General features: G+C 44.2%; 7 protein-coding genes, 1 tRNA gene and 2 rRNA genes. 6 read left to right on the top strand and 4 right to left on the bottom strand.

Features of this window, described 5'->3' with window-relative positions; all coding sequences use genetic code 11:
• Positions 1-55 precede the first annotated feature (55 nt).
• The 4 genes from nuoC to HUU81_RS11465 all read right to left on the bottom strand — a co-directional run bounded on the left by nuoC (position 56) and on the right by HUU81_RS11465 (position 3,799).
• Complete coding sequence (nuoC, locus tag HUU81_RS11480; protein ID WP_233520487.1) at positions 56-1,879, bottom strand: NADH-quinone oxidoreductase subunit C/D; 1,824 nt, start codon at positions 1,877-1,879, stop codon at positions 56-58.
• 25 nt (positions 1,880-1,904) lie between these two features.
• Positions 1,905-2,564, bottom strand: coding sequence for a NuoB/complex I 20 kDa subunit family protein (locus tag HUU81_RS11475; RefSeq protein WP_199609083.1), 660 nt, complete (start codon positions 2,562-2,564; stop codon positions 1,905-1,907).
• Positions 2,565-2,574: 10 nt separating this feature from the next.
• The gene (gene ndhC / locus HUU81_RS11470; protein ID WP_199609082.1) at positions 2,575-3,084 is read right to left on the bottom strand and encodes an NADH-quinone oxidoreductase subunit A; all 510 of its coding nucleotides are present in this window, start codon (positions 3,082-3,084) and stop codon (positions 2,575-2,577) included.
• A 256-nt stretch (positions 3,085-3,340) separates the two neighbouring features.
• On the bottom strand, positions 3,341-3,799 hold the full coding sequence (locus tag HUU81_RS11465; protein WP_199609081.1) for a ferritin family protein: 459 nt from the start codon (positions 3,797-3,799) through the stop codon (positions 3,341-3,343).
• A 226-nt stretch (positions 3,800-4,025) separates the two neighbouring features.
• Here HUU81_RS11465 and HUU81_RS11460 point away from each other — a divergent pair, with 226 nt between their 5' ends.
• The 6 genes from HUU81_RS11460 (at position 4,026) to HUU81_RS11435 (ending at position 13,161) form a co-directional block, all read left to right on the top strand.
• On the top strand, positions 4,026-5,936 hold the full coding sequence (locus tag HUU81_RS11460) for an ATP-dependent DNA helicase (RefSeq protein WP_199609080.1): 1,911 nt from the start codon (positions 4,026-4,028) through the stop codon (positions 5,934-5,936).
• Between the two features lie 14 nt (positions 5,937-5,950).
• Positions 5,951-6,700: a tRNA (adenosine(37)-N6)-threonylcarbamoyltransferase complex dimerization subunit type 1 TsaB gene (tsaB, locus tag HUU81_RS11455; protein ID WP_199609079.1), complete on the top strand. Its 750-nt coding sequence runs from the start codon at positions 5,951-5,953 to the stop codon at positions 6,698-6,700.
• Between the two features lie 174 nt (positions 6,701-6,874).
• Positions 6,875-7,708, top strand: a complete 834-nt coding sequence (locus HUU81_RS11450) for an SDR family NAD(P)-dependent oxidoreductase (protein ID WP_199609078.1) — start codon at positions 6,875-6,877, stop codon at positions 7,706-7,708.
• Positions 7,709-8,246: 538 nt separating this feature from the next.
• Positions 8,247-9,787 (top strand): 16S ribosomal RNA (locus tag HUU81_RS11445).
• Positions 9,788-9,883: 96 nt separating this feature from the next.
• Positions 9,884-9,960, top strand: a tRNA-Ile gene (locus tag HUU81_RS11440).
• A 316-nt stretch (positions 9,961-10,276) separates the two neighbouring features.
• Positions 10,277-13,161 (top strand): 23S ribosomal RNA (locus HUU81_RS11435).
• Together the 16S and 23S rRNA genes with 1 tRNA gene alongside form the textbook arrangement of a ribosomal RNA operon.
• Positions 13,162-13,272 lie beyond the last annotated feature (111 nt).

Below are 13,272 nucleotides of genomic sequence, written 5' to 3'. Positions count from 1 at the left end.
TCAGCTCCCTGTTTATTATCATTTTTTACGATTCAATCTCTCATACCACTTTGGGTTATCTATCTACATCGGCCATTACAAAGTCGATGCTGGCAATGGTGGCTATTAAGTCGGCGACCATTTGTCCTTTGGCAAGTTCTGGGATCATTTGTAAATGTGCAAATGAAGGCGTACGAATACGTGTTCGATAAGACATATTCGATTTATCGCTAATTAAAAAATAAGAATTGATACCTTTGGTTGCTTCTACTTCCACCATTCCTTCACCTTCAGGAATCACTGGTCCCCAAGTGACGCCCAGAAAATGAGGAATTAAGGTGTCGATGTCTTGCATGGTTCTATGTTTTGGCGGGGGCGTAGTCAGTGGATGGTCTGCCTTATAATCCCCTTCCGGCATGTTTAGCGCACATTGTTTGATAATACGTAAGCTCTGTCGCATTTCTTCTACGCGCACTTTGCAGCGATCGTAGCAGTCGCCATTTTGTCCTGTAGGAATATCAAACTCGAATTGATCGTATCCGCCGTATGGACGCTTTTTTCTTAAATCCCAATCAAGCCCTGTGGCGCGTAGGCCGGGACCTGTCACTCCCCATTTTATTGCTTGTTCTGTGTTGTATGCACCAATGCCAACAGTGCGGCATTTTAAGATTTCGTTTTGCATGACCATTTTTTCGTATTCATCAAGGCGAGGCGGTAAGTAATCGACATACTCTAAAATGAGTTTGTCCCAGCCTTTTGGTAAGTCTTGTGCTACGCCGCCAATACGGAACCAGCTTGGGTGCATTCTTGCTCCTGTGATGGCTTCGACAATGCCAAACAGTTTTTCCCGATCGACAAACATGTAAAAAATGGGAGACAGTGCACCTACGTCTTGTGCAAAGGTGCCGTAAAACAAAAGGTGGCTAAGAATGCGGAATATTTCGGCCATCATAATGCGAATAACTTTAACCCGTTCGGGGACTTTTATGCCTGCTAACTGTTCTACCGCCATAACATAAGGCAGGTTGTTCATTACGCCGCCGAGGTAGTCGATGCGATCGGTGTAAGGAATATAGCTATGCCAGTTTTGTCGTTCGGCCATTTTTTCTGCGCCGCGATGGTGGTAGCCAATATCAGGAATGGCATTGACAATTTCTTCTCCATCCAGTTGCAACATTACCCGAAATACACCGTGCACACTCGGGTGATTCGGACCCAGATTCAACCACATAAATTCATTTTCATTGTCAGATCTAGGTGTTAGTCCCCAGGCTTTGGGATTAAACTTTAAGGCGGCTTGTTCTTCATCTTGCACCGCGTCGGGCAAACTGAAAGGGGTCATTTCTGTTGCTCGAGCAGGATGGTCTTTGCATAAGGGGTGTCCTTGCCAAGTTGGTGGCATCATAATGCGGTGAAGGCAAGGGTGACCTTCGAACGTAATGCCAAATAAGTCCCACACTTCACGCTCATACCAATTGGCATTTGCCCAAATGTCGCTAATGGTTGGCAGTGTTTTGTTGTCGCTTTCGAGTGCGACTTTTAATCTGATATCTTTATTTCTGCCATAGCTGCGAAGTTGATAAACCATGGTGAAGTCTTTACGTGGCTGGTTAGTGCCATGTACGCGTCTGGTTTCATCTATGGCGGTAAGGTCGAACAAAAAATCAAAACCCAGCGACAGTTTGTATTTGAGTAATTGGCATAATGTTTTTAAGTCTGAACGTTCAATCCATAATGTTTCTATATTATCTGCGGTAATTTGTGGGTGAAGTAGTATTGTGGGAGCTAGCGCTTGAATTTCAGGCGAAATAGACTGTTGTTCAGGTGATATGTATGACGCACTTGCGCTATTGATCATTTCAGATTCTTTTTTAGAAATTGGCGCATTTGGTGGTGTCATTCATTTGATCCTTAATCTGTCCTTGTTAAATTTGATCTGGCGGTGTAAGTAACTGAGCCCGCATCCGCTCGGCATTTTTTATATCTCGCTGGCTGGCTGTTTTTATTACTTCAACATGGTCTTCACCTACCACCCAGCTTAGTGGTCGCTGTTCATTGCCGATTTTTTGTTGCAGTAGTAGCAGCCCTTCTAGTAGTACCTCTGGACGAGGAGGGCACCCCGGTACATACACATCAACAGGGAGAATTTTATCGACTCCTTGCACCACGCTGTAGATGTCGTACATGCCGCCAGAGTTAGCACAGCTGCCCATTGAAATAACCCATTTAGGCTCTAATAATTGGTCGTATAAACGACGTACTACAGGTGCCATTTTTCTAAATACAGTGCCAGAAATGACAATTAAGTCGGCTTCACGGGGCGTTGCTCTAATCACTTCAGCGCCAAATCGTGCAATATCGTGGCGGCTGGTAAAGCTGGTTGCCATTTCCACGTAGCAACACGACAACCCAAAGTTAAATGGCCAAATAGAATTTTTACGCCCCCAATTCACTAAGTCGTTAAGCTTAGTAAAAATCACGTTTTTCTTAATATGCTCTCGTTCTTCAGGAGAAAACGTTGCTAAACCGTCATCTGCGTTTGTAGCTTGTGTGTTTGGTTGAGCAGGGGTTAGATTCCAGTCCATTCGAATTCCTTTATGGTTTTTCAATGTTGTTAGAAGGCGTGGCTAATGACGATAGGGGGCTTTGTGGTGTTTGTTGCTGCGCTTGATGTTTGGACGCAGTGTGTGGTTGTTGAGATGCAGTAAGATAAGGTACATGTCCTTTACTGTGTCTGCGATTAACGTCGAGCGCGCCAATTTTCCATAAATAAACCAAGGCTGCTAATAATATTGCGATAAAAATGAATGCTTCGATTAATCCCAAGATCCCGGCTTCTTGAAATGCAATGACCCAGGCAAATAAGAAAACGGTTTCTAAATCGAAAATAACAAAAAAGATGGCGTATAAAAAAAAGTGATTAGAAAATTTAACACGTGCAGAGCCTAAAGACACGATGCCAGACTCGTAGGGGGTATCTGTTTCTCGGCCTTTGGTTTTTGGACCAATATAGTGCGACGCCACCATGACGCCGATTAATAAACCGGTTACGGAAATAAAATAAATTGCAATTGGCCATAGCTGGTGAAGTGATTGGTCTAACATAATGTTTCCCTAAATCAATAAACCGCTGACAACTAGCTAGTTACTGCATAAGCAAGTTAGCAACTAAACAACCCGCTCACTAATCAGTGTGTTCTTTGGCTGAGGTGGGTTGTGCTTTTATAATTATTAGTTTGATACCTGTTATAGATGAAAACGTTTCTTCTGTTGTTTTAGGTATGCGCGCATGTTTATCTACTTAATGTGTTAGTTTAAACCTTGTCTATAATTGTTGTTTCGTCAAATTCTTTTGTGCCAGTTACATGTCTAACAGTGAAGTAACATCTACTGTTAGTTTCATTTTTTCTTGAAGAATGTTTTCTTTTAAATTTTCGAAAAGTTCTTTTACTTCTGGAATATCTGCCGCTTCCATCATTTCTTCATAAAACTGTTCTAAATAGTTATCACACAAAGTCGCAACATCATGAACATGATCAACAGTTACCGTTGCGGGCGTAGAAATATTATCGAACATGTCTTGTTCATCTTCGTCATGACTATATTGAAAATAGGTTTCTAACGTATTTTCAGGCGCTTGCTCTATGTAATCCTTTATATGCTGTGCATGTTGCTGCTCATGATTACGAAGAGTTTGAATTAACATTTTTACTTTTTCGTTTTCAGCATTAGTGAGCATATCTTTATAAAGGTCGTGAACTCTGTGATGAAACTGAATATGGTGCTCTAAAACATCAGAAACGCGTTCAAAATTACTCATATTTATTAGTCTTTTATGTTTACGTTGAGTACTAAAACAAATAATAGATGCTTTTTTTGAAAATACTAAAAAGTAATCTGATAAAAATAATAATTTCAACCGCATACACACCAATATTTTGTGCTTCATTAATGGCTGAACGAGCGTAGTTAAAATCTACACTCGTTATTTTTGCTGAGATAGAGGATAATTCGCGTCTTCATTATATTAGGTGCTTAATTCATTTATGGTTAGTGTGCGTAGCGCGTTCGCAAAAGATGGCTGTTTGGCTGCTGAAATTGATGGCTTCTTACCTCGAGAACAGCAAATCTCTATGGCGAGTGCTGTTGAAGGCGTTATTGCTAACAAACAAACGTTGGTAGTAGAGGCGGGCACTGGAACGGGGAAAACATTTGCCTATTTGGTGCCTGCATTAATAAGTGATAAAAAAGTGATCGTTTCTACGGGAACGAAGAACTTGCAAGAGCAGCTTTTTCACCGCGATTTACCCACTATTAAGAAAGCGCTTAAATCGTCAAAACAGTTAGCGCTGTTAAAAGGTCGTGCCAATTATCTGTGCGAGTATCGACTTGAGCAACATTCTGCTCATGTGCCATTTCCGGATCCTGAATTGATATCCGATCTTCAAAAAGTGAAGTTGTGGTCGGCCGAAACCGAACAGGGAGATATCGGAGAGTTAACCAGTATTCCTGAGGATGCCCAAGTTTTTCCCTTTATCACCAGTACGGCAGACAACTGTTTAGGAAAAGATTGCCCTTATATTGAAGAGTGTTATTTAGTGAAGGCGCGAAAAACAGCAATGGATGCGGATGTTGTTGTTGTAAATCATCATCTATTTTTTGCAGACATGGCGCTGAAAGATACTGGTTTTGGCGAATTAATTCCTAATGCTGATGTGGTCATTTTTGATGAGGCGCACCAGATCCCAGAAATTGCGAGTGAGTATTTTGGTGAGTCACTGACCACGCGAATCATTTCTGATCTTTGCCGTGACATTGAAGTAGAGTTTAGAACAAACCTTAACGATGCACGGCAGTTAATGTTAGCTAGTGATCGATTAGCGCAAACAGCGATGGATTTTAGGTTATGTTTTCCAGCCGATCCTTCTCGAGGAAATTGGCGAGAATTAATTCATCAACATAATATCCAAACTATTATTAGCCGATTACAGTCAGATTTAGACTTTGTTTACGATGTATTAAAAATGAACTTGTCGAGAAGTGAAGTTATCGACAATTGTTTTGAGCGTGTATTACAAATTAAAACACAGCTTACAAAGCTGCTAGATACTGAAGCACTTGGTTTTTCATATTGGTATGAAACTACTAAACGAAATGTTGGATTGCATATCACGCCTTTGAGTATTGCTGAAAAGTTTGGCGGTTTTGTTACGGCATCTGACTCTACGTGGGTGTTTACCTCGGCTACTTTGTCGGTTGACAACTCTTTTTCACATTACACTTCAAACTTAGGTATTAATAGCGCCGAACGATTAATTCTTAACAGTCCTTTTAATTACCATGAACAAGCAATGCTGTGTGTGCCGCGTTATTTACCCGAGCCAAATCAGTTTCAAATGGAGCAAGCATTAATCAATTTAGCCAGAAAGGTGATTGCTGCGTCTAAAGGTCGGTGCTTTTTTCTATTTACTAGTCATCGGATGATGAATAAAATTGCAGCCGCGCTTGAAACTGAGATCAGCTTTCCAATGTTGGTACAAGGCACTACCAGTAAACGTGTATTGTTGGAGCAATTTTGCCAACTGAAAAATGCGGTTTTGTTGGCTACCGCCAGTTTTTGGGAAGGGGTTGATGTGCGCGGTGACGCTTTAAGCTGTGTAATTATCGACAAATTGCCTTTCGCTGCACCTGATGAACCATTATTACAAGCTCGGGTTGAGGATTGTCGTTTAAAAGGTGGCGAACCATTTTCTGAGGTACAAGTGCCACAAGCCGTCATTGCACTAAAGCAGGGGGTTGGCAGATTAATTAGAGATGTGACCGATAAAGGGGCGCTAATTATTTGCGACAACAGATTAGTTACACGACAATATGGACAGCAATTTATTGCAAGCTTGCCTGAAATGCAAAGAACACGGGACTTAGAAAAAGTACTCGCGTTTTTAAAACAGATTTAATATAAGAGTGAACAATGACAAATAAACTATTGGTTATAGATGCTGCTACTGAGGCCTGTTCGGTTGCATTACGTATTGGTGAAAATACTTTTACTCGTTACGAAGTATGTCCACAGCAACATAGTCAAAAGTTACTGCCTATGGTTGATAGTGTTCTTGCTGAAGCAAACGTAACCTTAAACGAGCTAGATGTGCTTGGTTTTGGTAGAGGACCGGGCAGTTTCACAGGTGTTCGCATCGGCGTAAGTGTTGCTCAAGGTCTTGCGTTCGGTGCAGACTTACCGGTTGCAGGGATCTCTAATTTACATGCCATGGCGCAAGCTGCTATTGCACGCCACCCAGAAGAAGTTGCAGATAGCGCTTATATTATTAGTGTTATTGATGCTCGCATGGGAGAGGTTTACATAGCCATATATCAAACTCAAAATGGCCTAGCACAATTGAAAGGCGAGGAGCGAGTATTAAAACCCGAGCAAGCGGCAGAGTTTATAAAGCAAGCAACACATGTTCAAGCTGGTGATGCGCCTAAGCAAAGTGATATTAAACTGGTAGGTGTTGGAAGCGGTTGGGCGCCATATGGAGAAATATTATCTCAAGATATTCATATATCCACCCTCTCAGAGGTAGAGTTTCCTAATGCAGAGTATATGTTACCGATTATTGAGCAAGAATTCGCAAATGGTAATATTGTCTCTGCCGAAGACGCTCAGCCAGTTTATGTGCGTGATACTGTTACATGGAAAAAGTTGCCGGGTAAAGAATAAACTGCATTACAGCGATTAGGTAAACAAGTTTTAGCTAGATTTCTAGGGAAGGGAATGTAAAGCATCACTTAGCCGATAAATAAGGGCTGTTAAAATAGCGTGATGCTTTTTCAACATCTACTATCTTTTCTTATACGTACTGATACTACTTGATTCGTATTTAAAGAAAATGAAATGCCAACACCCATTCAATTACCAATCCAAAAAACGGATAATGAAACAAAAAGCACAGTCAGTGTGAGTAAAGGCGCTATTATTATTGGCGCCTCCAGCGGTATTGCAAAAGCAGTTATTTCAAAATTAATCACAGGCCACGAATATAACGTCATTATTTGTATTAGCCAGTCAGATATTTCAAATTTTATTACAACCCTACAAATCAACAGTAATGTGAATAACACTGTTAAGTGTTTAATATGCGATTACTCAGACGCTGCAATGGCTAAGAGTATTCAGGAGTTAAAAGAAATAAATGTAAATTGGCAGCGCATCATAATATGTAATGGCATTCTGCATAATGTAATAACAGCAAAGGGGAGTGTGGCTCAATGCCCTGAAAAGTCACTGGAAGAGGTTGAGCGCGACGCTATGTTGGCTAACTTTGATGTAAACTCCGTGACTCCTACACTGTGGTTAAAACATCTTATTCAATTATTGAAAGGTGATTGGCCGTGCATGCTGGCAATACTTAGTGCAAGGGTTGGCAGTATAAGTGATAATCGGCTTGGCGGTTGGTACAGTTATCGAGCATCAAAAGCAGCATTAAATATGTGTATTAAAACTGCTGCGATTGAATATGCCCGCAAAGCAAGAAATGTGAAGTTGGTGGCATTTCATCCTGGCACGACTGACACTCAACTTTCCAAACCATTTCAATCCAACGTACCAAAAGATAAATTATTTACGACCAGTTATGTAGCAGAGCGACTATTAGATTTACTATCACAACTGTCTCCAGACGGAGAAGCGAGTTATCTGGATTGGAATCATCAATCTATTCATTGGTAGCAGACGACTTTAAAAGCCATCAAAATTATAAATCAACAACTTACAGGTTGTTTTGTATAACAAATAACCGAACAAACAAAAAAGATAAAAAAGTACTTGCGCTGTTTTTAAATCTCCCTATAATGCGCCTCCACACCAACGGGGAAGCAAGCAGCATTAGCCAAACCAAACGGTTTAACAAGAAGTAAATTCAAACGTTAAATCAGGTGTCAAGGTTAACCAGTTAATCGAATTTGAAAGAGCTAAGTTTTAAAAAACTCTTCAAAAAATAAATTAGATTAACTGCTTGACTTTGAAAACGGAAAGCGTAAAATGCGCATCCCGCTTCGAGCTAAACGGTAACAAGTTACCAACCAGCACCAAGCACTGTTCTTTAACAATTTGTAATCAATCATCTGTGTGAGCACTCACAATAGAGATTAGAATCTAAGAGCTTCGGCTCAATACGATACTTAAATCTCAATAGTTTTGTAGAGTGACTCAACAGTCAATATATACAGAATTCATTGAGCTGAAACTTCGGTTTCAACAAAACTTTTAATTGAAGAGTTTGATCATGGCTCAGATTGAACGCTGGCGGCAGGCCTAACACATGCAAGTCGAGCGGTAACATTTCTAGCTTGCTAGAAGATGACGAGCGGCGGACGGGTGAGTAATGCTTGGGTATATGCCTTAAGGTGGGGGACAACAGTTGGAAACGACTGCTAATACCGCATAATGTCTACGGACCAAAGTGGGGGACCTTCGGGCCTCACGCCTTAAGATTAGCCCAAGTGGGATTAGCTTGTTGGTGAGGTAATGGCTCACCAAGGCAACGATCCCTAGCTGGTCTGAGAGGATGATCAGCCACACTGGAACTGAGACACGGTCCAGACTCCTACGGGAGGCAGCAGTGGGGAATATTGGACAATGGGCGCAAGCCTGATCCAGCCATGCCGCGTGTGTGAAGAAGGCCTTCGGGTTGTAAAGCACTTTCAGCGAGGAGGAAAGGTTGTCAGTTAATAGCTGTCAGCTGTGACGTTACTCGCAGAAGAAGCACCGGCTAACTCCGTGCCAGCAGCCGCGGTAATACGGAGGGTGCGAGCGTTAATCGGAATTACTGGGCGTAAAGGGCACGCAGGCGGTTAATTAAGTCAGATGTGAAAGCCCCGGGCTCAACCCGGGAACTGCATTTGAAACTGGTTAACTAGAGTACGAGAGAGGAAAGTAGAATTTCAGGTGTAGCGGTGAAATGCGTAGAGATCTGAAGGAATACCGATGGCGAAGGCAGCTTTCTGGCTCGATACTGACGCTCATGTGCGAAAGCGTGGGGAGCAAACAGGATTAGATACCCTGGTAGTCCACGCCGTAAACGATGTCTACTAGCAGCTCGGTTCGTCAAGAACTGTTTTGCGCAGCTAACGCATTAAGTAGACCGCCTGGGGAGTACGGCCGCAAGGTTAAAACTCAAATGAATTGACGGGGGCCCGCACAAGCGGTGGAGCATGTGGTTTAATTCGATGCAACGCGAAGAACCTTACCATCCCTTGACATCCAGAGAACTTACTAGAGATAGTTTGGTGCCTTCGGGAACTCTGAGACAGGTGCTGCATGGCTGTCGTCAGCTCGTGTTGTGAGATGTTGGGTTAAGTCCCGCAACGAGCGCAACCCCTATCCTTAGTTGCTAGCAGGTAATGCTGAGAACTCTAAGGAGACTGCCGGTGATAAACCGGAGGAAGGTGGGGACGACGTCAAGTCATCATGGCCCTTACGGGATGGGCTACACACGTGCTACAATGGTAGATACAAAGGGCAGCAAGACCGCGAGGTGGAGCGAATCCCATAAAGTCTATCGTAGTCCGGATTGGAGTCTGCAACTCGACTCCATGAAGTCGGAATCGCTAGTAATCGTAGATCAGAATGCTACGGTGAATACGTTCCCGGGCCTTGTACACACCGCCCGTCACACCATGGGAGTGGGTTGCTCCAGAAGTGGTTAGCCTAACCTTCGGGAGGGCGATCACCACGGAGTGATTCATGACTGGGGTGAAGTCGTAACAAGGTAGCCCTAGGGGAACCTGGGGCTGGATCACCTCCTTACCAAAAGATTCGACGCTATTGTCGAGTGTTCACACAGATGATTAGATTACAAAATCAGAGCAAAGAACAATCCCTCCTTATCGGAATGGGTAAAATAGGCCTGTAGCTCAGCTGGTTAGAGCGCACCCCTGATAAGGGTGAGGTCGGCAGTTCAAGTCTGCCCAGGCCTACCAACTATTCTATTGAATCGCACTAATTCAAAAGTAAATGTTCTTATCAAGAATCTTTACTTTTGAGCTTCTGCTCAAAACTGCTCTTTAACAATGTGGAAAAGCTGATAATTAAATCCAGCGTATGAATAACTGAGCAACAGGCAACTGTTGATTCATACGCTAATGACGTAAATGTCACTCTATTTGGTGGTGTCGCAATTGCGATTATCAATCAATTACTCATAGAGCGTCGTTATTAATCATAACGACATTGTCCATCTTTGGACAAAACTAGCGCATACTAACACAAAGTTGGTCAAACAATTTTGGGTTGTATGGTTAAGTGACTAAGCGTACACGGTGGATGCCTAGGCAATTGGAGGCGATGAAGGACGTGTTAATCTGCGATAAGCGTGGTTAAGGTGATAAAAACCGTTATAGACCACGATTTCCGAATGGGGAAACCCACCTGCTTGCAGGTATCTTATAGTGAATACATAGCTATAAGAGGCAAACCCGGAGAACTGAAACATCTAAGTACCCGGAGGAAAAGAAATCAACCGAGATTTCGCTAGTAGCGGCGAGCGAACGCGAATTAGCCCTTAAGCAGCTTACAAGTCAGTGGAATGTGCTGGAAAGCACAGCGATACAGGGTGATAGCCCCGTACACGAAGACGAATTTGTTGTGAAATCGAGTAGGTCGGGACACGTGATATCTTGACTGAATATGGGGGGACCATCCTCCAAGGCTAAATACTCCCAATTGACCGATAGTGAACCAGTACCGTGAGGGAAAGGCGAAAAGAACCCCTGTGAGGGGAGTGAAATAGAACCTGAAACCGTGTACGTACAAGCAGTGGGAGCCGACTTGTTCGGTGACTGCGTACCTTTTGTATAATGGGTCAGCGACTTATATTTTGTAGCAAGGTTAACCGATTAGGGGAGCCGTAGGGAAACCGAGTCTTAACTGGGCGTCGAGTTGCAAGGTATAGACCCGAAACCCGGTGATCTAGCCATGGGCAGGTTGAGGGTGCAGTAACATGCACTGGAGGACCGAACCCACTAACGTTGAAAAGTTAGGGGATGACCTGTGGCTAGGAGTGAAAGGCTAATCAAACCGGGAGATAGCTGGTTCTCCCCGAAAACTATTTAGGTAGTGCCTCGAGCGGACACTTACGGGGGTAGAGCACTGTTTGGGCTAGGGGGTCATCCCGACTTACCAACCCCATGCAAACTCCGAATACCGTAAAGTGATACTCGGGAGACACACGGCGGGTGCTAACGTCCGTCGTGAAGAGGGAAACAACCCAGACCGCCAGCTAAGGTCCCAAAGTGTATGTTAAGTGGGAAACGATGTGGAAAGGCTCAGACAGCCAGGAGGTTGGCTTAGAAGCAGCCATCCTTTAAAGAAAGCGTAATAGCTCACTGGTCGAGTCGGTCTGCGCGGAAGATGTAACGGGGCTAAACATGCCACCGAAGCTGCGGATTCACCTTTTAGGTGAGTGGTAGGGGAGCGTTCTGTAAGCGGTTGAAGGTGAGTCGTAAGGCTTGCTGGACGTATCAGAAGTGCGAATGCTGACATGAGTAACGATAATGGGGGTGAAAAACCCCCACGCCGGAAGACCAAGGGTTCCTATCCCATGTTAATCAGGGTAGGGTGAGTCGACCCCTAAGGCGAGGCCGAGAGGCGTAGTCGATGGGAAACAGGTTAATATTCCTGTACTTGTTATTATTGCGACGGAGGGACGGAGAAGGCTAGGTGAGCGTGGCGTTGGTTGTCCACGTGAAAGTGAGTAGGCTGTCGGTTTAGGTAAATCCGGACTGACACTAGGCTGAGACACGAGACGACACTCTACGGAGTGGAAGTCATTGATGCCCTGCTTCCAGGAAAAGCTTCTAAGCTTCAGATAATAACGAATCGTACCCCAAACCGACACAGGTGGTCAGGTAGAGAATACTCAGGCGCTTGAGAGAACTCGGGTGAAGGAACTAGGCAAAATGGTACCGTAACTTCGGGAGAAGGTACGCCGCTGTCGGTGATTGGACTTGCTCCATAAGCTGACGGCGGTCGCAGAAAATTGGTGGCTGCAACTGTTTATTAAAAACACAGCACTGTGCTAAATCGAAAGATGACGTATACGGTGTGACACCTGCCCGGTGCCGGAAGGTTAATTGATTGGGTTAGCGTAAGCGAAGCTCATGATCGAAGCCCCGGTAAACGGCGGCCGTAACTATAACGGTCCTAAGGTAGCGAAATTCCTTGTCGGGTAAGTTCCGACCTGCACGAATGGTGTAATGATGGCCACGCTGTCTCCACCCGAGACTCAGTGAAATTGAAATCGCTGTGAAGATGCAGTGTACCCGCGGCTAGACGGAAAGACCCCGTGAACCTTTACTACAGCTTGACACTGAACATTGAGCCTACATGTGTAGGATAGGTGGGAGGCTTTGAAACCATGTCGCCAGATATGGTGGAGCCAATCTTGAAATACCACCCTTGTATGTTTGATGTTCTAACATTGCTCCATTATCTGGAGTGTGGACAGTGTCTGGTGGGTAGTTTGACTGGGGCGGTCTCCTCCCAAAGAGTAACGGAGGAGCACGAAGGTTGGCTAAGTACGGTCGGACATCGTACGGTTAGTGTAATGGTAGAAGCCAGCTTAACTGCGAGACAGACACGTCGAGCAGGTACGAAAGTAGGTCATAGTGATCCGGTGGTTCTGAATGGAAGGGCCATCGCTCAACGGATAAAAGGTACTCCGGGGATAACAGGCTGATACCGCCCAAGAGTTCATATCGACGGCGGTGTTTGGCACCTCGATGTCGGCTCATCACATCCTGGGGCTGAAGTCGGTCCCAAGGGTATGGCTGTTCGCCATTTAAAGTGGTACGCGAGCTGGGTTTAGAACGTCGTGAGACAGTTCGGTCCCTATCTGCCGTGGGCGTTGGATGATTGAGAGGGGCTGCTCCTAGTACGAGAGGACCGGAGTGGACGAACCTCTGGTGTTCGGGTTGTCACGCCAGTGGCATTGCCCGGTAGCTATGTTCGGAATCGATAACCGCTGAAAGCATCTAAGCGGGAAGCGAGCCTCGAGATGAGTCATCCCTAGAACTTTAAGTTCTCTAAAGGGTTGTTGAAGACTACAACGTTGATAGGCAAGGTGTGGAAGCGCTGTGAGGCGTTAAGCTAACTTGTACTAATTGCCCGTGAGGCTTAACCATACAACACCAAAGTTGTGTGAAGCGCTAACGAGATTGATTGATAGACATCAATTGAGTGACACTGATTTAATTATCACTGGAATTGTTATGACAATTTCCAGTATGACCTTC

It is taken from the genome of Flocculibacter collagenilyticus (genome assembly GCF_016469335.1).
In the GTDB taxonomy this organism is placed as follows: Bacteria; Pseudomonadota; Gammaproteobacteria; order Enterobacterales; family Alteromonadaceae; genus Flocculibacter; species Flocculibacter collagenilyticus.
The sequence above is the reverse complement of the archived record's forward strand: the minus strand, read 5'-3'. Positions and strand labels throughout refer to the sequence as shown.

Coding starts and splice junctions, on each gene's coding strand:
- ndhC (WP_199609082.1), bottom strand. CDS start 3,084: ATGTTAGACCAATCACTTCACCAGCTATGGCCAATTGCAATTTATTTT.
- nuoC (WP_233520487.1), bottom strand. CDS start 1,879: ATGACACCACCAAATGCGCCAATTTCTAAAAAAGAATCTGAAATGATC.
- HUU81_RS11465 (WP_199609081.1), bottom strand. CDS start 3,799: ATGAGTAATTTTGAACGCGTTTCTGATGTTTTAGAGCACCATATTCAG.
- HUU81_RS11460 (WP_199609080.1), top strand. CDS start 4,026: ATGGTTAGTGTGCGTAGCGCGTTCGCAAAAGATGGCTGTTTGGCTGCT.
- HUU81_RS11475 (WP_199609083.1), bottom strand. CDS start 2,564: ATGGACTGGAATCTAACCCCTGCTCAACCAAACACACAAGCTACAAAC.
- tsaB (WP_199609079.1), top strand. CDS start 5,951: ATGACAAATAAACTATTGGTTATAGATGCTGCTACTGAGGCCTGTTCG.
- HUU81_RS11450 (WP_199609078.1), top strand. CDS start 6,875: ATGCCAACACCCATTCAATTACCAATCCAAAAAACGGATAATGAAACA.